We start from the raw sequence: 20,743 nt of genomic DNA on the forward strand, positions 1-20,743 counted from the left end.
CCCATTTCTTCTGGTTGTGCCAGTGTTGCCCGCCGCGGCGCCGGAGACATCGGCGCCCACCGGCAGGACTCATCGGTCGATGTGACCCCTACCCTATCTGCGGTGCCGGCGGAGTGCGGCAGGAGGCCCGGGCCGGTCGGCTAGGCCTCGTCGAGCAGCTCCGGGGTCACTGCCGATTCGGTGTCGGGGATGCCGAGATCCTTGGCGCGGCGATCGGCCATGGACAGCAGTCGGCGGATGCGTCCGGCGACGGCGTCCTTCGTCATCGGGGGGTCGGCGAGCTGGCCCAGTTCCTCGAGGGAGGCCTGCCGGTGCTGGACGCGCAGGGCACCCGCCGCGGCGAGGTGGTCGGGCACGTCGTCGCCGAGGATCGCCAGGGCCCGTTCGACGCGGGCGGCCGCGGCCACGGCGGCGCGCGCGGAGCGGCGCAGGTTGGCGTCGTCGAAGTTGGCGAGCCGGTTGGCGGTGGCGCGGACCTCGCGCCGCATCCGGCGCTCCTCCCAGGTCAGCCGGGTGTCCTGGGCACCCATGTGGGTGAGCAGCGCCCCGATGGCTTCGCCGTCGCGCACGACGACCCGGTCGGCGCCGCGCACCTCGCGGGCCTTGGCGGCGATGCCGAGGCGGCGGGCGGCGCCGACGAGCGCGAGCGCGGCCTCCGGGCCGGGGCAGCTGACTTCGAGGGCGGAGGAGCGGCCCGGCTCGGTGAGCGAGCCGTGGGCGAGGAAGGCGCCGCGCCACGCCGCTTCGGCGTCGGCGATGCTGCCGCCGACGACCGGGGCGGGCAGGCCCCGCACCGGGCGGCCACGCACGTCGAGCAGGCCGGTCTGACGGGCGAGGGCCTCGCCTTCCTTGGCGACGCGCACCACGTAACGTGAGCTCTTGCGCAGTCCGCCGGCGCCGAGGACGTGCACCTCCGCCGAGTAGCCGTAGAGCTCGAAGATCTCGCGGCGCAACCGGCGGGCGATCGACCCGAGGTCCACCTCGGCCTCCACGACGACGCGGCCGCCGACGATGTGCAGCCCGCCGGCGAAGCGCAGGAGGGCGGACACCTCGGCCTTGCGGCTGCTGGTGCGGGTGACCGCCAGCCGGCTCAGCTCGTCCTTGACCTCCGCTGTCATTGCCACGTCGGGATCTCCCTTCCGTCCCGCTGCGCGAGATCCCGGGGGCGGGCCGCGTCGGGCAGGTGTCGTTCCAGGACCGCCGCCAGTTTGGCGGGATCGTGTCGGTGGGTGCCGGTCTCGGCGACGTCGGCGTAGACCACCCGGGCGCCGAATCCGGCGGCCGCCCGGCACAGGTGTTCGCGTTCGCGTCCTTCGGGTACCGACGCGGAGTCGACGACCACGTGGTCGACCCGGAAGTCGGGGGCGTGCTGGGCCAGCACGTGCAGATGCCGCTCGGTGGAGAATCCGGCGGTCTCCCCCGGTTCGGCAGCGAGGTTGAGCACCAGCACCTTGTGGGCGGGCGCCGCCACCAGCGCCTCGTGCAGCTCGGGGACGAGCACGTGCGGGATGACGCTCGAGAACCACGAGCCGGGCCCGAGCACGACGAGGTCGGCGGCGCCCACCGCGTCGAGCGCGTCGGGGCACGCCGGCGGGTCGGCCGGGATCAGCCGCACGCGCCGCACCTTGCCGGGGGTGGTGGCGACGGCGACCTGCCCGCGGATGATCCGGCTGGCGCGCGGATCGGATTCGAGGCCGGAGACGTCCGCCTCGATGTCGAGGGCGATCGGCGACATCGGCAGCACCCGGCCGCGCACCTCGAGCAGCTCGGCGACGCGGTCGAGCGCGGCCACGGGGTCGCCGAGCACCTCGGTCAGTCCGGCCAGGATCAGGTTGCCGACCGAGTGTCCCGCCAGGGCGCCGGTGCCGCCGAACCGGTGCTGGACCGTCTCGGTCCAGGTGTGGATGCGGGGGGTGTCCGCGGCGAGCGCGGCCAGGGCCATGCGCAGGTCGCCGGGCGGGATGACGCCGAGTTCGGCGCGCAGCCGCCCGGAGGACCCCCCGTCGTCGGCGACGGTGACGACGGCGGTGACGCGGTTACTGAGCCGGCGGACGGCGCTGAGGGTGGCGTACAGGCCGTGGCCGCCGCCCAGGGCGACGATCGACGGTTCCGGCGCGGCGACCTGCCCGCCGGGCCCGGGTGCGGGGGCCGCGGTGCCGGGGCTCGTCATTCGCGCCCCAGATCCCGGTGCGCGACGTGCACCGCCAGCGTCGGGTCGGTTTCCAGGCGCGCGGCGAGGGCCTCGCTCATCGCCACGCTGCGGTGCTTGCCGCCGGTACATCCCACCGCGATCGTCATGTAGCGCTTTCCCTCCCGGCGGTAGCCGGCCGTGGTCAGTTCGAGGAGCCGATGATAGGTCTGCAGGTAGTCCTGGGCCCCGTCCCGGCTCAGCACGTAGTCGCGGACGTCGTCGTCCTGGCCGGTGTGCGGGCGCAGTTCGGGCACCCAGTGCGGGTTGGGCAGGAACCGCACGTCGCACACCACGTCCGCGTCCATCGGCAGACCGTACTTGAACCCGAAGGATTCGACGGTGACCCGGATCGAGTCGGCGTCGCCGTCCCCGAACGCGGAGTCGATCTTGCGGCGTAGTTCCGGACCGGACAGCGACGACGTGTCGACCACCAGATCGGCGGCCGCCTTCACCCCGGCGAGCTGGGCGCGTTCGGCGGCGATGCCGTCGGTGAGGGTGCGGTCGGCGGTGTCGGCCTGCAGCGGGTGGCTGCGCCGGACCTGCTCGAAACGACGCACGAGGACCTCGTCGGTGGCCTCGAGGAACAGCACCCGGGTGCGCACGGGCCGGGCGGCCAGTTCGGTGACGACCCAGCCGAGGTCGCCGGTGAACAGGCGGCTGCGGACGTCCATGACCACGGCGAGGCGCTGCAGGGGCGGGTCGGCCTGCACCGCGAGATCGACCATCGAGGTGACCAGTTGCGGGGGCAGATTCTCGGCGACGAACCAGCCGAGATCCTCGAGTGCCGTCGCGGCGGTGCTCAGGCCGGCCCCGGACAGGCCGGTGACCAGGGCGACCTCGGCGCGCGGGCGGAGTTCACCCCGCGGCCGGGGTCGAGGCTGCGCCGTCTGCGCCTGCTGCGTCACCGTTCCGTCTCCGTTCGTCCGCCCGACACGCCGACGGTGCCATCATCACTCACCGGCGTGTCCGGCGCAGCCTCGCCCGCCGTCTCGGTGTCCGGGGCGTCGCCGCGCAGGGCGTCGAGCACGGCGCGGGCGGTGGCGACACCGATGCCCGGCACCGCGGTGATCTCCTCCACGCTCGCCTCCCGCAGCCGGGCCACCGACCCGAAGTGCGCGACGAGCGCGTTGCGCCGCGCCTGCCCGAGCCCGCGAACCCCGTCGAGCGCGGACGCGGTCATCCGCCGGGACCGCTTGCTGCGGTGGTAGGTGATGGCGAAGCGGTGCGCCTCGTCGCGCACCCGCTGCAGCAGGTAGAGCGATTCGCTGGTGCGCGGCAGGATGAACGGGTCTTCCTCTCCCGGCACCCACACCTCCTCGAGCCGTTTGGCCAGGCCGATCACCGCGACGTCGGTGATGCCGAGTTCGTCGAGCACCTCCGCCGCGGCGGCGACCTGCGGGGCACCACCGTCGACGACGTACAGGTTCGGCGGGTACGCGAAGCGGCGGGGCCGCCCGGTGGCCGGGTCGAGCGCGGCCTCCGGGGCGAGGTCACCGCCGTCGCCGTCGCGGGCGGCGACCGGGTCACCGCGGCGGGCCGCGTCCGGGTCACCGCGGCGGGCCGCGACCAGGTCACCGCGGGCCGCGGCGAGGTCCCGGTTGTGCCGCAGGAATCGGCGCCGGGTCACCTCGGCGATGGAGGCGACGTCGTCGGAGCGGCCGTCGCCGGCGGCCTCGCGGATGGCGTAGTGGCGGTAGTCGGACTTGCGGGGCAGGCCGTCCTCGAACACCACCAGCGACGCCACGACGTCGGTGCCCTGGACGTGGCTGATGTCGACGCACTCGATGCGCAGCGGGGCCGAGTCCAGGTCGAGGGCCTCCTGGATGCCCTGCAGGGCGGCCGAGCGGGCGGTGAAGTCACCGGCGCGGCGCAGCTTGTGCTGGGTCAGCGCCTCGTGCGCGTTGCGCTGCACGGTCTCGGCGAGGGCCTTCTTGTCCCCGCGTTGCGGTACCCGCAGCCGCACCGGCCCCCCGCGCAGGGTGCCGAGCCAGCGGCTCATCTCCTCCGGGTCGGGCGGCAGGGCGGGCACGAGCACCTCCCGCGGCACCGCGCTGCCGGCCGGTTCGGCCCCGGCCGCCGACAGCGCGGCCTCCTCGCCGTAGAACTGGGTGAGGAACTGCTCGACGAGCAGCGACACCTCCGTCTCGGCGTCGGACGCGCCTGCCGCGGTCTCGGGCCGGTCGACCACGTCCCCGGACTTCTCCACCACCCAGCCGCGCTGTCCGCGCACGCGGCCGCCGCGCACGTGGAACACCTGTACGGCCACCTCGAGCTCGTCGCCGGCGAAGGCGACGAGGTCGGCGTCGGTGCCGTCGCCGAGCACCACCGCCTGCTTCTCCATGGCCCGGCGCAGCGCCCCGAGGTCGTCGCGCAGGCGCGCGGCGGTCTCGAAGTCCAGGTCTTCGGCGGCGGCCTGCATGCGCTGTTCGAGGTCGCGGACCAGCTTGTCGGTGCGGCCGGCGAGGAAGTCGCAGAAGTCCTCGACGATGCGCCGGTGCTCGTCGGCGTCGACGCGGCCCACGCACGGCGCCGAGCACTTGTCGATGTAGCCGAGCAGGCACGGGCGGCCGATCTGCGCGTGACGCTTGAACACCCCGGCGGAGCAGGTGCGGGCCGGGAACACCCGCAGCAGCAGGTCCAGGGTCTCGCGGATGGCCCAGGCGTGGGAGTAGGGCCCGAAGTACCGCACGCCCTTGCGGCGCGGTCCTCGGTAGACGAACAGCCGCGGGTAGTCCTCGTTCAGCGTCACCGCGAGCATGGGGTAGGTCTTGTCGTCGCGGTAGCGGACGTTGAAGCGCGGATCGAACTCCTTGATCCAGTTGTATTCGAGCTGGAGCGCCTCGACCTCGGTGCCCACCACGGTCCACTCGACGGACCCGGCGGTGGTCACCATCTGGCGGGTCCGCGGGTGCAGCGACGCGACGTCGGCGAAGTACGAGTTCAGCCGCGAGCGCAGGCTCTTGGCCTTTCCGACGTAGACGACGCGGCCGTGCGGGTCGCGGAACTTGTACACCCCCGGCTCCACCGGGATGGTGCCGGGGGCAGGGCGATAGGTCGAGGGGTCGGGCACGGGTCCAGGCTAGTCGGCGGTGCCGACGCTCCCGCCGTACCGCTGTTCGAGCTCGCGGAACGCGGTCAGCGCCGCGACGGCGTGCTCGCCGTCGCGGGCCTGTACCGCGACGACGGGCACGTACTCGTCCTGCGGCAGCTCGAGCCTCGGCCACGGCTTGCCCTGGGGGAAGCTCATGCCCCGGACCTGATCCCAGCCGAACGTCTTCTCGCCGAGGATGTTGCGGACCGCCACGCCGGCGGCCCCGGCGCGCAGCCGGGGCCGGGTCAGCAGCAGCACACCGCCGGAGACGACCACCCCCACGCAGACGATGGCGATCTGATCGGCGAGGCGCAGGTTCACGCCGGTGTCGCCGCCGGCGCGCAGCACGAGCGCGGCCCCGATGTGGCCGAGCATGAGCAGGACCGCCGCGACGATCGCCCACCGGGTCATCTTGCGGCTGCGGACCTCGAGGTCCCAGACGGTGTCGGCGGCGGAGGTCACCGCGCGGCCCCGCGCAGCCGCCGCAGGGTGACGGCGGTGTCGAGGGCGGCGGCGCACGCCTGGCCGCCCTTGTCCTCGACGGAGCCGGGCAGTCCGGCCCGGTCGAGGGCCTGTTGTTCGTCGTTCGTGGTCAGGACGCCGTTGCCGACGGGGGTGCCCTCGTCCAACGCGATGCGGGTCAGCCCGTAGGTGACCGCGTCGCACACGTACTCGAAGTGCGGGGTGCCGCCGCGGATCACGACGCCGAGGGCGACGACCGCGTCGTGGGTACGGGCCAGCTGCTGGGCGACGACCGGCAGCTCGATCGCACCGGCGACGCGTTCGACGGTGACGTCGGTGACGCCGGCCTGCTCGGCGACGCGCTGCGCCCCGGCGACGAGCGCCTCGGAGATCTCGGTGTGCCAGCGGCCGGCGACGATGGCCAGCTTCAGCCCGGCCGCCTCGGACAGCTGCAGCTCGGGCAGTCCTTCGCCGCTCATCTACGCGTCCCCCGCCTCGTAGTCGTCCAGGCCGATCAGGTCGTGGCCCATGCGGTCCCGCTTGGTGCGCAGATAGGTGATGTTCTCGGAATTCGCGCGCAGCGGCATCGCCACCCGCTCGGTGATCTGCAGCCCGTAACCGTCGAGGCCGACCCGCTTGGCCGGGTTGTTGGTGAGCAACCGCATCGACGAGATGCCCAGGTCCACGAGGATCTGCGCGCCGATGCCGTAGTCGCGGGCGTCGGCGGGCAGGCCGAGCTGCAGGTTCGCGTCCACGGTGTCCGAGCCGGAGTCCTGGAGCTGGTAGGCCTGCAGCTTGTGCATCAGCCCGATGCCACGGCCCTCGTGTCCGCGCATGTACAGCACCACGCCGCGGCCCTCCATGGCCACCATCTCGAGTGCGGCGTCGAGCTGCGGGCCGCAGTCGCAGCGCAGCGAGCCGAACACGTCGCCGGTCAGGCACTCCGAGTGCACCCGCACGAGCACGTCGGCCCCCTCGCCGTCCGGGCCGGGGATGTCGCCGAGCACCAGCGCGACGTGTTCGACCTCGTCGTAGACGCTCTGGTAGCCGACGGCGGTGAAGTCGCCGTGCCGGGTGGGGATGCGGGCCTCGGCGATGCGCACCACGTGCTTCTCGTGCTTGCGGCGCCAGGCGATCAGGTCGGCGATGGAGATCAGGGCGAGCTTGTGTTCGTCGGCGAAGACCCGCAGTTCCTCGGTCTGAGCCATGTGGCCCTCGTCCTTCTGCGAGACGATCTCGCAGATCACCCCCGCCGGACGCAGGTCGGCCATGCGGGCGAGGTCGACGGCGGCCTCGGTGTGGCCGGGCCGGCGCAGCACGCCGCCCTCCTTGGCGCGCAGCGGCACCACGTGCCCGGGGCGGGTGAAGTCCTGCGCGGTGCTGTTCGGATCGGCGAGCAGGCGCATCGTCGTGGCCCGGTCCGACGCGGAGATGCCGGTGCCGATCCCTTCGCGCGCGTCGACGGTCACCGTGTAGGCGGTGCCGTGCTTGTCCTGGTTGGTCGAGTACATGGGGGGCAGGCCGAGGCGGTCGCAGTCCTCACCGGCCAGCGGCACGCACAGGTACCCGGAGGTGTAGCGCACCATGAACGCCACGAGTTCGGGGGTGGCCTTCTCGGCCGCGAAGATGAGGTCGCCCTCGTTCTCGCGGTCCTCGTCGTCGACCACGACGACCGCCTTGCCGGCTGCGATATCGGCGATCGCGCGCTCGATGGTGTCGAACCTCGTCACTTGCGTGGGCTCCAAAATCTCGTGTACGGACAAACTGATTGCCGAGTTCAACAGTACGACTCAGCGGCCGGCGGCCTGCAGCCGCTCCACATACTTGGCGATGACGTCGACCTCGAGGTTGACGAGCGTGCCGGGCGCGGCACTGCCCAGGGTGGTCAGCGACAACGTCGTCGGGATCAGGGAGATCTCGAACCACTCGTCGCCGGGCGTCCCGCCGAGGGCGGAAACGGTCAGCGAGACCCCGTCCACGGTGATCGAGCCCTTGTGCACCACGTACCGGGACACCTCCGCCGGCAGCGAGATCCGCACCACGGTCCAGTTCTCCGACGGGGTGCGGGAGAGCACGGTGCCGGTGCCGTCGACATGCCCCTGGACCAGGTGCCCGCCGAGACGGCTGTTCAGCGCCGCGGCCCGCTCCAGGTTGACGCGGCTGCCCGGACCGAGCTGCGACAGGCTCGAACGGTCGAGGGTCTCCTTCATCACATCGGCGGTGAAGGAGTCACCGCCCTGGACGTCGACGACGGTCAGGCACACACCGTTGACGGCGATGGAGTCGCCGTGGCCGGCGTCGGAGGTCACCACGGGCCCGCGGACGGTGAACCGCGCCGCGTCGGCGAGGTCCTCCCGCGCGACGATCTCCCCCAGTTCCTCCACGATCCCGGTGAACACGTACCCGCTCCTTCACTCCCGGTCGGGGACCAGGGTCAGCAACACGTCGGCGCCGACGGTTTCGACGCGCTCCCGACGAAACCGTAGCGCCTCGGCGATCGTGCCCACGCCCGCGTCCCGTACGGCGGACGGTCCGGCCCCGAGCAGGACCGGCGCGAGGTAGGCCTGGATGCGGTCGACCCGGCCGGCGGCGAGGAACGCCCCGGCCAGGCGCGGGCCGCCCTCGAGCAGCACGTCCGCCCGGTCCGCGAGCGCGCCGAGCACCTCGTCGGGGTCGTGGGTGCGCAGCACCAGGGTCGGCGCGGCGTCGTCGAGAACCCGTGCGGTCCTGGGGATTTCACTTCGGCCGACGACGACGCGCAGCGGTTGGTGCGGGGCGAGCGAGCCGTCCGGCCGCCGGGCGGTCAACCACGGGTCGTCGGCGAGGACGGTGCCGGTGCCGACGACGATCGCGTCGAGGCGGGCACGCTCGGCGTGCACGCGGGCCCGCGCCTGCGGGCCGGAGATCCAGCGGCTCGTGCCGTCGGCCGCGGCGCTGCGCCCGTCCAGGCTCGCCGCGTACTTCCAGGTCACATGGGGACGTCCCGTGCGCTGCCGGTGCAGCCAGGCGCGCAGCGCGCCCGCCTCGGCGAGTTCGGCGCCGAACCCGCCGTGCACGCTCACCCCGGCGGCGCGCAGGGTCTGTGCGCCACCGGCGGCGGGCGGATTCGGATCGGTCACCGCGTAGTAGACGGCGGCGACGCCGGCACGCAGCAGCGCCTGCGCGCACGGCCCGGTGCGGCCGGTGTGGTTGCACGGCTCGAGGGTGACCACCGCGGTGCCGCCGCGGGCCCGCTCCCCCGCTTCGGTCAGGGCCACGACCTCGGCGTGCGGGCCGCCCGGCGGGCAGGTCGCCCCCACCCCGGCGACCTGCCCGGCCGCGTCGAGGATCACCGCGCCGACCGGCGGGTTGGGGGTGGTGGTGCCGCGCACCGATTCGCCGGCGTCGAGCGCGAGGCGCAGGGCCGCGTCGAGCGGTGCGCCGCTCACCGCCGCCCCACGCGGAGCACCGCTCACGGAGCCAGGGTCAGGTGCGGGGAGGCGTGCGCGGCCCGCTCGCGCAGCTTGCGCACCGCCTCGCCCGGGTCGTCGGCCCCGTACACGGCCGACCCGGCGACGAAGCAGTCGACACCGGCCTCGGCGGCCGCCTCGATGGTGTCGGCGTTGATGCCCCCGTCGATCTCGACGAGCAGGGTCAGCTCGCCGGCGTCGACGAGCCGGCGGATGGCGCGGGCCTTGTCGAGCACGTCCGGGATGAAGGACTGGCCGCCGAATCCGGGCTCGACGCTCATCACCAGCAGCGTGTCGAACTCCTCGAGGATCTCGAGGTACGGCTCGATCGGGGTGCCGGGCTTGACGCTCAGCCCGGCCCGCGCACCGGCAGCCCGGATGTCGCGGGCGACGGCGACGGGGTTGTCGGTGGCCTCGACGTGGAAGGTGACGTTGTGGGCGCCCGCCTCGGCGTAGGGCGGCGCCCAGCGACCCGGATCCTCGATCATCAGATGGCAGTCGAGCGGGATGTCGGTCGCCTTCAGCAACGACTGCACGACCGGAAGGCCGAGGGTCAGGTTCGGGACGAAGTGCGCGTCCATGACGTCGACGTGCAGCCAGTGCGCGTCGGCGACCGCGGCGGCCTCGTCGGCGAGCCGGGCGAAGTCCGCGGAGAGGATGGAGGGAGCGATCATCGGGTGGGCCACGTCCACCGAGTTTAACGGTCCCGGCGGCGGACTCTGCCACCCGTCACGGTGCCCGCGCGGCCGGCGCGGGTTTTCATGACTTTCGACCCCTGGTTCGGTCTGCTGGGCGATGCTTGAGTGGACGATGGCGGGTCCGGAACCGCTGGGCCCGATGCGGCAGTGGGGAGCGAGAATGGCCACGCACACGGTGTGGGTTCGACCGATCGGCGACGTGGGCGCGGAGGACGCGCCGACGGTGGGCGGCAAGTCCGCCAACCTCGGGGAGATGACCCGCGCCGGGTTCCCCGTGCCGCCCGCCTTCGCCATCACCACCGCCGCCTATCTCGATGCGATGGCCGCGGCGGGAGTGCGCGACCGGCTGCGCGCCGAGGCCGTCCCGGCCCCCGACATCGACGACGCGACGCTGATCCGCACCTCCGCGGAACTGGCGGCGCTGGTGACCGAGTCCACGGTGCCCGACGAGATTCGCGCCGCCGTCGTCGCCGCCTACGAGAAACTGGGCGTGGACGTGCCGGTGGCGGTGCGGTCCTCCGCGCCCGCCGAGGACGCCGCGGACACCTCCTTCGCGGGAATCCACGAGTCGTACACCAACATCGCCGGTGCCGACGCGGTGGTGCGCGCCGTGCAGGCGTGCTGGGCGTCGCTGTGGTCCGAACGCGCCCGCACCTACCGCGGCCTGCGCGGGGTCACCGACGAACCGTCCATCGCCGTCGTGGTGCAGGTGATGGTGCGCTCGGAATCGTCGGGGGTGGCGTTCACGGCCGATCCGCGCACCGGCGAACTCGATCGCATCGTCGTCGAGGCCGCCCTCGGTCTGGGCGAGGTCGTCGTCGGGGGGCAGGTCGAGCCCGACACCTACGTCGTCGCCAAGGACGGCTTCACGGTGCTCGATGTACATCTCGGGCATCAGGAGTTCCAGATCGCCTCCACCGACGCCGGCGACAGCCGCGTCGCGGTCGATTCGTCGCGGCAGACCCGCGTGCTCGACGAGGAGCAGCTCGGGAAGGTCGCGCGGCTCGCCGCGGACGTCGAACAGCACTACGGCCGGCCGCAGGACCTCGAGTTCGCGTTCGCCGAGGGTGAGCTGTGGATCGTGCAGACCCGCCCGATCACCACCCTCGGGATGCCCGGGGCCGCCGCGGCGTCGGGCAACGGACAGGCGGCGCCGCTGCTGACCGGGCTCGGTGCCGGCCCCGGCCGGGCCACCGGACGGGTCCGGGTGCTGCACGAGCTGGTCGACGGCAAACGCCTGAGCGACGGGGAGATCCTCGTGGCCCCGATGACGCGGCCCGACTGGCTGCCGATCCTGCGCCGCGCCGGCGGCATCGTCACCGACGGCGGCGGCATCACCTGCCACGCCGCGATCGTCGGCCGCGAACTCGGCAAACCCGTCGTCGTGGGCGCCCGCACCGCGACGCAGGACCTGCAGGACGGCCAGCTGATCACCGTGGACGGCGACGCCGGCGTCGTCTTCGACGGGGAGGTCCGCGCCGAGCGGCCGGCCGCGGCCCAGACCGCCGCCCCGGCGGCCGCCGCATCCGCGCCGACCGTCACCGCGACGGCCGTGTACGTCAATCTCGCCACCCCGGACGCCGCGCAGGCCGTCGCCGACACCGACGTCGACGGGGTGGGGCTGCTGCGGGCGGAATTCATGATCACCGAGGCGCTCGCCGGCCAGCATCCCGCCTACATGATCGCGCAGGGCCGGCGCGAGGAGTACGTGTCGAAGATGGCCGACGGCGTCGCGCGGATCGCGGCGGCCTTCGCCCCGCGTCCGGTGGTGTACCGCGCGATCGACCTGCGCAGCAACGAGTTCGCGAACCTCGAGGGCGGCGAGACGGAGCCGGACGAGGAGAACCCGATGATCGGGTACCGCGGCTGCTTCCGCTACGTGCGCGACCCCGAGCTGTTCTCGCTCGACCTCGACGTCCTGCATCGCGTACGCGCGCAGCATCCCAACGTGCACCTGATGATCCCGTTCGTGCGCACCCGCTGGGAGCTGAAGGAATGCCTGGGCCAGCTCGACGCGCATCCGCTCGGCACCGATCGGCGGATGCTGCGCTGGATCATGGCCGAGGTCCCGTCGGTGGTGTACTGGCTGCCCGAATACGCGAAGCTCGGCATCCACGGCGTGTCGATCGGCAGCAACGACCTGACCCAGCTCGTGCTCGGCGTCGACCGCGACTCCGAGATGTGCAAGGACCTGTTCGACACGCTCGACCCGGCGGTGCTGGACGCGATCGACCACATCATCGAACGCGCGTCGGCGGCCGGCCTGACCACGTCGCTGTGCGGGCAGGCCGTCTCCACCAGCACCGAGCTCGCCGAGCATCTCGTGCGCCGGGGCATCACGTCGGTGTCGGTCACGCCGGACGCGGCCGCACAGACCCGGCGCACGGTGGCGCGGGCCGAGCAGCGGATCGTTCTGGACCGCGCCCGGCACGAGCACTGACGACCCCGGGCGACCGGACCCGTCGGCCCGCTCGGCACCGCCCGGACGACGGGGACGATCGGGTGTCACCGCTCGCGCGCGAGGACGTCGAACCGTTCGACGTCCTCGCGCCGGCAAACCTGGCTGCCCGGGGTGAGCAGCGCCGCCGAGCCGGCGGCGATGCCCAGTGCCAGGGCGTCGCGCAGCGACCGCCCCCGCAGCAAGCCGACGACCAGTCCGGCGACCATGCTGTCGCCCGCGCCGACGGCGCTGCGCACGGGCACGTCCAGCGCTTTCACCCGCGCGGTCGTGTCGGCGGAGACCAGCAGCGCCCCGTCCGGCCCGAGCGAGACCACCACGACCTCGGCGATGCCGGCGTCGACGAGCTCGTGGGCGGCCGCGGCCTGTTCGTGCGGGGTGCGCAGTTCCCGGCCCACCCACTCGCGCAGCTCCCGCAGGCTCGGTTTGACCAGGTGCACACCGGACTTGATGCGGCGCAGCGCGTCCCCCGACGAGTCGAGGACGAAGCGGGCGCCGGCATCGGTGGCCGCGTCGGCCACGCGCTGGACGAACTCGCCCGGCACACCCGGCGGCAGGCTGCCGCTGGCGACGACGTACCGCGCACCGGTGGCGGTCTCGACGAGCATGTCCAGGCACCGTTCCTGATCCCGCACGCTCAGCTCCGGGCCGGGCAGCACGAACCGATACTCCTGGCCGGTGCTGCGCTCGATCGCCGTGAACGACTCCCGGGTCATGCCGTCGATGTCGATGCGCCGGCTGTCGACGCCGCCGCCGGACAGCAGCGCCGAAAGCATGTCCCCGGTCGGGCCGCCGGCCGGATACACCGCTGCGGCCGAGACACCGAGCACCCCGGCGACCTTCGCGACGTTGATCCCGCCGCCGCCGGCCTCGAGTCGCGGCGCCTCGCAGCGCAGTTTGCTGGTGGGCCGCACCTGCTCGGTATAGGTGGTCATGTCGAGCGCCGGGTTCATGGTCACGGTGACGATGTCGGGCACGACGTGCCTCCTGCCGGGAGCGGGCGGGTCGCGTCCGACCGTATCCGAGCGCGGACCGATTCTCCCGGCGTTCGCGCGGCGAGCTCGCCGGTCAGCTCGCCGGGGCGCGCAGCGCGGCCATGAACATCGCGTCGGTGCCGTGCCGGTGCGGCCACAGCTGCACGGACGGACCGTCGCCGAGACGCGGCACGCCGGGCACGAGCTCGCGCGTGTCGAGCTGCTCGACCCGGTGCCGCCGGACGGCGTCGGCGACGACGGCGAGGGTCTCGGACGTGTGCGGCGAGCACGTCGCGTACAGCACCACCCCACCCGGCCGCAGCAGCCCGATCGCCGAGGCGAGGAGCTGCTTCTGCAACCGCACCAGCTCGGCGACGTCGCCGGGGTTGCGCCGCCACCGGGATTCGGGCCGGCGACGCAGGGCGCCGAGCCCGGTGCACGGCGCGTCGACCAGGATGCGGTCGTAGCCGGGCCCCAGGCCGGGCTCGCGGCCGTCGGCCACGTGCACCGTCACGGGGAGGCCGCGGGTGGACTTGCGGACCAGTTCGGCGCGGTGCTCGACCGGTTCGACGGCGTCGACGGTGAAGCCGTCGATGTCGGCGAGCGCGCCGAGCAGGGCGGCCTTGCCGCCCGGGCCGGCACACAGGTCCAGCCACCGGCCGTGGTCGGGCCCGTCGAGGGGGGCGAGGGTGAGCGCCCGCGCCACCAGCTGACTGCCCTCGTCCTGCACTGCGGCCATGCCCTCGCGCACGGCGTCGAGCTTGCCGGGATCACCGCCGGCATCGAGATGCACGGCGTAGGGCGACCAGGCCCCGATCTCGCCACCGGTGGCCAGCGCGAGTTCCTCCGCGGTGATCACCCCCGGGCGGGCCACCAGGTGCACCACCGGTCGGGCGTCGTCCGCCGCGAGCACCTCCTCGAGCTCCCCGGCGTCCGGGACGAGCGCGACCGCGAAGGCCTTCGCGATCCACTCCGGGTGCGCATACCGGAAGGCCAGGTGTCCCACCGGGTCGCGAGCCGGGTCGGGGGCGAGCTCGGCGATCCACTGTTCCTCCGGCTTCTCCGCGACGCGGCGCAGCACCGCATTGACGAAGCCGGACTTGCCGTGGCCGAATTCGCCGCGGACGATGTCGACACTCGTCGCGACGGCCGCGTGCGGGGCGATGCGGGTCCGCAGCAGCTGATACGTGCCCAACCGCAGGGTGTCCAGCAGCGCCCCGTCGATCTCGGTGACGGGCCGGTGGGCACACGCGGCGATCACGGCGTCGAGCAGGCCCTGGGCGCGGGCGGCGCCGTATGTCAGCTCGGTGGCCAGGGCGGCGTCGCGCCCGTCGAGTCGTCGCTCGCGCAGCAGCGCCGGCAGCACCAGGTTGGCGTAGGCGTCGCGCTCCCGGACGGCGCGCAGCACGTCCCGGGCGGCGAGCCGAGCCTGGTCGAGGCCGGCCTCGGCGGGCGACGGCCGGCGGGCCTGCCGGGGCTTGTTGTTGCGGTCCCCGGGCCCGCGGCGGGACCGGCGGGCGGGGCGGCGGGACTCGGTCACTGGGCGCGTACCTCCGGGTCGAGGCGGGCGCCGCGAACCCAGTCCGCGGCCGCCATCGTCTTCTTACCGGGCGGCTGGACCTGCCCGAGTCGCACGGCGGTGCTGCCGGTGCCGACGAGGACACCGTCCTTGCGGGCCAGGATCTGCCCGGGCGCGAGGGTCTCGTCGGTGCCGGTCACGGGTCCGAGCTTCACGCGCAGGTCGCCGATCATCGTCCAGGCCCCGGGTGCGGGCGTGACCGAACGGATGTGGCGGTCGACGAGGTGTGCGGGACGGTCCCAGCTCACCCGAGCCGACTCGACGGTGACCTTCGGGGCGTGCGAGACGCCGTCCGGGGGTTGGGGCACCGCCGTGAGCATCCCGTCCTCGAGGCCGTCGAGGGTCGATTCGAGCAGCACGGCTCCGGAGTCGGCGAGCCGGGCGAGCAGATCTCCCGCGGTGTCGTCGGGCCGGATCGTCTCGGTGACCACCCCGTAGACCGGGCCGGTGTCCAGGCCCGCCTCGAGCCGGAACGTGCTCGCGCCGGTCACCTCGTCCCCCGCGGCGAGCGCGGCCTGGACGGGCGCGGCGCCGCGCCAGGCGGGCAGCAGCGAGAAGTGGAGGTTCACCCAGCCGAACTTCGGGATGTCGAGCACCGGCTGCGGGATGAGCGCGCCGTAGGCGACGACCGGGCAGCAGTCGGGGGCGAGTTCGGTCAGCCGGGCGACGAAGTCGGGGTCGCGGGGCCGCTCCGGGGTGAGGACCTCGATGCCGTGTTCGTCGGCGAGCCGCCCCACGGCCGAGCGGACGACGCGCCGTCCGCGGCCGGCGGTGGTGTCGGGCCGGGTCACCACCGCGACCACCTCGTGGCGCGGCGAGTCGAGCAGGCGGCGCAGGGCCGGTACGGCCGGTTCGGGGGTCCCGGCGAACACCAGCCGCACGTCAGCGGCCCGTCCGCGGGCGGGAAACGAGGCCCCGGCCCCGGGACGAGGACCGTGCTGGGCCGACCGAACTGTTCACGAATGCTGCTCCCGGATCTCGACGACGAATGGTGCCCTCAGTCTAGGGACCGGGCCTGCGGGCGGTGACAGCCGTCCGCGAACCCGACGGGCCGGGCCGGGCGTGACGAATCCCGGCACCCGCCGCGCCGCGTCGATAGGCTGAGCCGATGGCAGAGACGCGAGAACGGATGGAACGGTCTCCCCGGGTGCGCTCGGCGGATCCCGCGGGCGTGCCCTGGCCGGCGGCGCAGGAGCAGGACGTGGTCCTGGTGGACACCACGTGGGGCGAGCTGCAGCCGCTGCAGTGCGCGCCCGGGGTGGTGACCGTCGGCGAGCTGGAACTGACCGAGCTGGTCGCGAACGGAGCGGTGCTCGTCGACACCCGGGTCCCGGACTCACGCAAGGGCAGGTCCATTCCGGGCGCGATCAATCTGCCGCACGGCCGGATCACGGAGCTGCGGGACCGGCTCGATCCGTCCCGGGTGTCGATCCTGTTCTGCAACGGCCCGCAGTGTCCGCAGTCCCCGATGGCGATCCGGGAGCTGCTCGAGGCGGGATACCCGGCGTCCGCGCTGGCGTACTACCGCGGTGGCCTGCACGACTGGGTGACGCTGGCGATGCCGCTGGAGCAGGTGGATTGACCTGCGGGGCACGCCGCGCCCCGCGGCGCGCCTCCCAGGCTCGGGCGGCCAGGACGGCGAGCCCGACGTAACCCCAGCCGAGCAGCACGTCGACCAGGTAGTGTTCGCCGCCGTAGACGAGCGTGAAGGCCATGGCCAGCGGGAACGCCACCAGCAGGGCCCGCATCCAGGCGCGCCGCGCGATCGGCCACAGGGCGACCGCCACGAGCAGGGCGAATGCCGAGTGCAGCGACGGCAGCGCGGCGACCGGGTTGCCCTGCGCCTCCAACCATCGGGTGCCGACGTCGATGGGCACCACGCCGAACCCGAAGCCGGTGACCCGGCCGACGCCTTCCGGCAGGACGCCCACCTCGGACGCATACCACGGCGGGGCCGCCGGCACGAGGATGTAGGTGATCAGCCCGAAGTACGACAGGAGCAGCACCCGTCGCATGTATCCGGCCCAGCGCGCCCGCGACTGCAGGTACAGCACGGCCGCGAGCAACCACGGCACGAGGAAATGGCTGGTGTAGACGACCGAGGTGAGCATCGTCCAGCCGGGCCGCTCCCCGTCCGCGCCGAGCAGGCGTTCCTGCAGCCACACCGTCGGGACCGTGCCGAACAGCCAGCTCTCCACGGCGACCAGTTCGTGTATTCGAACGGGCAGGCCGAGTTCGTCGGCGATGCCACGGGTGTGGTCGTAGACCACGAGCGCCGCGACCAGGGGCAACCAGTCGACGACGACGCGCACGTGCCCGCGCCACGGCCGGTCGATCGCGAAGGCGATCAGCCCGGCGACGATCCAGGCCGCCTGGTACACCCGGTCGGCGGGGATGCCCATCGTGACGACGGTGCCGACCAGCGCGATGAGGTACCCGCACCGCGCGGCCACCCGGAGGTACTGCCGCGGCGGCACGAGCTGCGGCGCCCGCATCACCGCGAGAGCCCGGGCCGGAAGCGAGGGGGCGTTCACCGCTACCTCCCTTCGGCGCGCCGTCCCGGGCGCCGGTGACCGTCGTCCGCAGGGGCTCGTGCCGCCCGCATACCCATGATCGGGGTACCGGACACGCCCCGGGGACGGAACGGCTCAGGAGTTGCTCTCGATGATCAGTTCGGGGATGCCCGTGCCGAGCCGCACCGGGACACACTCGCCGGGGGCGTACCGCTCGGGGTCGAGGGCGTGCCGGATCACGGTGAGCGAGAACGGGTCGTACACCATGTTGAAGTGCCCGGTCTGATCCGGTGGGCACAGGTCCTGGATCATCAGGTTGACCGCCCCGGGTCCGCGCAACGCGACGTTGGTGGCCGGCTGGATGACCTCGTCGACGCGGGATCCGATGGTGGTGTAGCGGACGCCGGGAACGGTGTCGACCGGGGTGTTGAGCTCGGTGAGCAGCTCGGAGCCCTGCAGCTGCTGCGCGAGGGCCACCGAGAAGAAGTCCTCGACCGCGCCGGTGGCGCCCGGAGCGGCCACGACCGCGGCGCCGAGCCCGTAGAAGGTGCCGCCGTAGCTCGGCGAGGCCACCCCCACCCAGCGGTCCACGACGGCCGAGCCGCCCAGCCGGTTGACGTAGTACCGCGCGACGGTCGCACCCTGCGAGTAGCCGACGAGGTCGACCTCGTCGGCGCCGGTGCCGGCACGCACCCGCTCGACGAACGTCCCGAGCTGCGCGGCGCTGACCCGGATGTCGCCGGTGCCGTACTCGTCGGCACCGTCGGCCTTGCCGTAGTCGAGGGCGAACACGCACCATCCGGCATCGGCGAGCATCGGTGCGACCGCGGCCCAGTCCGAGTAGGAGTTGGAGTCGGTGCCGTGGGCGAGCACCACCGGTCGTGGATACTCCGGAGACGGCACGCACCCGAAGTCGTTCGACCGCGCCGGCGCCGTTCCGGGATGCTCCTCGGCGTAGCCGGCGGCCTGGGCGTGGGTGGTGGCCACGGGGCCCGGGTCGACGGGTACGGACGCCGACGACCCCGGCGCGGCGGTGACGGCCGCGGCGCCCGTGACGGCCGCGGCGGCCACCGCGATACCGGCCAGCGCCCCGGCAATCCTGCGTGCGCCGTTCACGGCCCCTCCCTCCGGCTCGCCCGCAGCCGGGCTCCCGTCACCAGAATCGACCCCTCGGGACCTATCGTGACACAGGTGCGCCCCACCGGCATGTCATCTTTCCGCAGGTGACGGGGGGTTCTTCCCGTCCTGCCACCCGGGGCGATCCTCCGCGCGGCGCCGGAGGCCGTGGCGGCCGTCACCCGACGCGCAGCGGATCGATCTGCACCCGCAACGCCCCCTCGCCGCGGCGGGCACTGCGGGCGGCCTGCGCCTCACGCAGGGCGCGGCCGAGCGCGAGGCCCCGGCCGCGCGGCACCCGGATCACCATGCGCTGCACCTCGTCCGGCTCGGGATCGTCGGCCCCGAACGGCAGCCGCTCCCCCGGCGGCAACGGCACCGGCCCGAGCACCTCCGCCTCCGGCGGGAGCGTCGCGGCGGCCAGCAGGTCGGCGACTGCGGCGGCGGTGCCGTCGACGGCGGCCATGTGCACCGCCGGCGGGAAGCCGACCTCGGCGCGCTCGGCGAGCTGGGACTGCGCGTGCCCGATCGGGTCCCACCGCACCAGTGCCTGCACGGTGGGGATGCCGGCGTCTGCGACGACGACGACCTGGCCGCCGTCGGCGAAGGGCCGCACCAGCGACGACGCGGTGAGCCAGCGACGCATCGTCTCCTCGGCGGCCCGCAGGTCGGCGCGGCCGAGCAGGGCCCACCCGTCGAGCAGCAGCGCCGCGCCGTACCCCCCGGCGGCGACGGGTTCGGCGCCCACCGTGGCCACGACGAGCGCCGGTCCCGCCGGGGCGGTGGCTTTGACCTCCGTCCCACCGGAGGTGACCACCGGGACACCGGGGAACGCCCGGCCGAGTTCCTCGGCGGTGCGCCCGGCGCCGACGACGACGGCGCGCAGGGCACGAGCACCGCACGCGTGGCAGCGGTGGGTGGCGTCGGCGATGCCGCACCAGCGGCAGGCGGGGGTCGCGGCACCGTCCGGGCCGGCGGCCTGCGGCAACGCGAGCGGGCCGTTGCAGTGCCGGCAGCGGGCCGGGGTCCGGCACTTGGCGCACGCCAGCGCAGGCACGTAGCCGCGGCGGGGCACCTGCACGAGCACCCCGCGGTCGGCGCCCAGGGCGGCGCGGGCGGCGGCGAAGGCGATGGCCGGCAGGCGGGCGGCGCGGGCGGCGGGGTCGCGGGCGAGGGCCTGGTCGCTGTCGGCGAGGGCGGTGATCTTGGGGGCGCTGGCACGGACGACGTCGCGGGGGGCGGCGAGGTCGTGCGCCCATCCGGTGTCGACGAGGGCCTGGGTCTCGGCGGTGCGGGCGTGCCCGGCCAGGACGACGGCGGCACCGGTGGCGTGGGCTCGCAGCAGCGCCACCTCTCGGGCGTGCGGGTACGGCGCCCGGGGCTCGGAGTGCAGGTCGTCGCCGTCGTCCCACACCACGAGCAGGCCGAGGGCGGGGGTGGGAGCGAACACCGCGGCCCGGGTGCCGACGACGATGCGGGCGGTTCCGCGCAGCGCCGCGAGCCAGCGCCGGTAGCGCACGGCCGGACCGAGCCCGGCGGCGAGCCCGACGACGCAGTCGGCGCCGGCCATGTCGGCGCAGGCGGTCACGACCCGGTCGAGGTCGCGCTGGTCGGGCACCACGAGCACCGCGGCGTGGCCGGTGGCGGCGACCGCCGCCGCGAGTTCGGCCAGGCGACGGGGCCAGTCCTCTCCGGGCAGGGACTGCCAGGCCGCGCGGGGGGCGCGGCCGGCGGCGAGGGCGTCGAGGAAGTTCTCGCCGTGGCGGTATCGGGACCAGGCGATCCGGTCGACGGCCGGTGCCGCGGTGGGCGGTGCGGGTGGCGGGTCCTCCGCCTCGACCCGGGCGTGCCGCGGGGGCACCGCGAGTCGCAGCACGTCGGCTCGGGTACCGGCGTAGCGGGCGGCGACGGCGTCGGCGAGGGCGGCGATCTCGGGGGTCAGGACGACCTCGGGCGAGACGATCCGGTCGAGCCAGCCGAGCCGGCCCGTGTGCTCGCTGGTCGGCGCGCGGGACAGCAGGAAGCCGTCGACGAGCCTGCCGGCGAACCGGACGCGCACCCGCACGCCCGGTCGCGCCTCGGCATCGAGCTCACGCGGGATCAGGTAATCGAATTCGCGGTCGAGGTGCGGCAACGGCAGCAGCGGCAGGATCCGCGCCACCGGATCCGTCTCGGCCGCGGTCCTGTCGGTGGCCACCCGGACCGTCGAGGG

At 74.1% G+C, this 20,743-nt stretch carries 17 protein-coding genes and 1 pseudogene; 2 read left to right on the plus strand and 16 right to left on the minus strand.

Annotation, left to right across the window (positions count from 1 at the left end; translation table 11 throughout):
• Positions 1–140 precede the first annotated feature (140 nt).
• The 10 genes from whiA to rpe form a co-directional block, all read right to left on the minus strand.
• Positions 141–1,118, minus strand: a complete 978-nt coding sequence (gene whiA / locus RR3_RS10500; protein WP_017682091.1) for a DNA-binding protein WhiA — start codon at positions 1,116–1,118, stop codon at positions 141–143.
• The gene (locus RR3_RS10505) at positions 1,115–2,170 is read right to left on the minus strand and encodes a gluconeogenesis factor YvcK family protein (RefSeq protein ID WP_017682090.1); all 1,056 of its coding nucleotides are present in this window, start codon (positions 2,168–2,170) and stop codon (positions 1,115–1,117) included. Before RR3_RS10505 ends, whiA begins: the two co-directional genes overlap by 4 nt.
• Entirely contained in the window at positions 2,167–3,021 is an 855-nt protein-coding gene (gene rapZ / locus RR3_RS10510; RefSeq protein WP_172603666.1) for an RNase adapter RapZ, read from the minus strand. The genes RR3_RS10505 and rapZ overlap by 4 nt, the downstream gene beginning before the upstream one ends.
• A 71-nt stretch (positions 3,022–3,092) precedes the next feature.
• Entirely contained in the window at positions 3,093–5,261 is a 2,169-nt protein-coding gene (gene uvrC, locus RR3_RS10515; RefSeq protein ID WP_064066454.1) for an excinuclease ABC subunit UvrC, read from the minus strand.
• Between the two features lie 9 nt (positions 5,262–5,270).
• Entirely contained in the window at positions 5,271–5,744 is a 474-nt protein-coding gene (locus tag RR3_RS10520) for a PH domain-containing protein (RefSeq protein ID WP_017682233.1), read from the minus strand.
• Positions 5,741–6,223, minus strand: a complete 483-nt coding sequence (gene ribH, locus RR3_RS10525) for a 6,7-dimethyl-8-ribityllumazine synthase (RefSeq protein WP_017682234.1) — start codon at positions 6,221–6,223, stop codon at positions 5,741–5,743. Before ribH ends, RR3_RS10520 begins: the two co-directional genes overlap by 4 nt.
• Positions 6,224–7,474, minus strand: a complete 1,251-nt coding sequence (locus RR3_RS10530) for a bifunctional 3,4-dihydroxy-2-butanone-4-phosphate synthase/GTP cyclohydrolase II (protein WP_006937680.1) — start codon at positions 7,472–7,474, stop codon at positions 6,224–6,226. It lies immediately after the preceding gene.
• Positions 7,475–7,534: 60 nt separating this feature from the next.
• A complete protein-coding gene (locus RR3_RS10535) occupies positions 7,535–8,143 on the minus strand; it encodes a riboflavin synthase (RefSeq protein WP_010595111.1) in 609 nt (202 codons plus the stop codon).
• A 12-nt stretch (positions 8,144–8,155) separates the two neighbouring features.
• A complete protein-coding gene (ribD, locus tag RR3_RS10540; protein WP_228287154.1) occupies positions 8,156–9,199 on the minus strand; it encodes a bifunctional diaminohydroxyphosphoribosylaminopyrimidine deaminase/5-amino-6-(5-phosphoribosylamino)uracil reductase RibD in 1,044 nt (347 codons plus the stop codon).
• Positions 9,196–9,879, minus strand: a complete 684-nt coding sequence (gene rpe / locus RR3_RS10545; RefSeq protein WP_010595113.1) for a ribulose-phosphate 3-epimerase — start codon at positions 9,877–9,879, stop codon at positions 9,196–9,198. The genes ribD and rpe overlap by 4 nt, the downstream gene beginning before the upstream one ends.
• Before the next feature lie 172 nt (positions 9,880–10,051).
• On the opposite strand from rpe, the gene ppsA reads away from it, so the two are divergent.
• Positions 10,052–12,331, plus strand: coding sequence for a phosphoenolpyruvate synthase (ppsA, locus tag RR3_RS10550; protein WP_064066453.1), 2,280 nt, complete (start codon positions 10,052–10,054; stop codon positions 12,329–12,331).
• Positions 12,332–12,396: 65 nt separating this feature from the next.
• Here ppsA and RR3_RS10555 read toward each other — a convergent pair whose 3' ends face one another.
• The 3 genes from RR3_RS10555 to fmt all read right to left on the minus strand — a co-directional run bounded on the left by RR3_RS10555 (position 12,397) and on the right by fmt (position 15,783).
• Positions 12,397–13,326, minus strand: coding sequence for a 1-phosphofructokinase family hexose kinase (locus tag RR3_RS10555; RefSeq protein WP_017682237.1), 930 nt, complete (start codon positions 13,324–13,326; stop codon positions 12,397–12,399).
• A gap of 91 nt (positions 13,327–13,417) precedes the next feature.
• The gene (locus RR3_RS10560) at positions 13,418–14,863 is read right to left on the minus strand and encodes an RsmB/NOP family class I SAM-dependent RNA methyltransferase (RefSeq protein WP_064066452.1); all 1,446 of its coding nucleotides are present in this window, start codon (positions 14,861–14,863) and stop codon (positions 13,418–13,420) included.
• The gene (gene fmt, locus RR3_RS10565; protein ID WP_048773532.1) at positions 14,860–15,783 is read right to left on the minus strand and encodes a methionyl-tRNA formyltransferase; all 924 of its coding nucleotides are present in this window, start codon (positions 15,781–15,783) and stop codon (positions 14,860–14,862) included. The genes RR3_RS10560 and fmt overlap by 4 nt, the downstream gene beginning before the upstream one ends.
• Before the next feature lie 248 nt (positions 15,784–16,031).
• Here fmt and RR3_RS25150 point away from each other — a divergent pair.
• A pseudogene (locus RR3_RS25150) lies at positions 16,032–16,391 on the plus strand (rhodanese-like domain-containing protein); the annotation flags it as partial.
• Here RR3_RS25150 and RR3_RS10575 read toward each other — a convergent pair.
• The 3 genes from RR3_RS10575 to RR3_RS10585 form a co-directional block, all read right to left on the minus strand.
• Positions 16,291–17,436, minus strand: a complete 1,146-nt coding sequence (locus tag RR3_RS10575; protein WP_064066451.1) for a phosphatase PAP2 family protein — start codon at positions 17,434–17,436, stop codon at positions 16,291–16,293. The pseudogene RR3_RS25150 and the gene RR3_RS10575 sit on opposite strands and share 101 nt — an antisense overlap.
• Positions 17,437–17,550: 114 nt before the next feature.
• Positions 17,551–18,531, minus strand: a complete 981-nt coding sequence (locus RR3_RS10580) for an esterase/lipase family protein (protein ID WP_026138117.1) — start codon at positions 18,529–18,531, stop codon at positions 17,551–17,553.
• A gap of 178 nt (positions 18,532–18,709) precedes the next feature.
• On the minus strand, positions 18,710–20,728 hold the full coding sequence (locus RR3_RS10585) for a primosomal protein N' (protein WP_010595122.1): 2,019 nt from the start codon (positions 20,726–20,728) through the stop codon (positions 18,710–18,712).
• Between the last annotated feature and the right edge of the window lie 15 nt (positions 20,729–20,743).

The organism is Rhodococcus ruber NBRC 15591, from assembly GCF_001894945.1.
GTDB lineage: Bacteria > Actinomycetota > Actinomycetes > Mycobacteriales > Mycobacteriaceae > Rhodococcus > Rhodococcus ruber.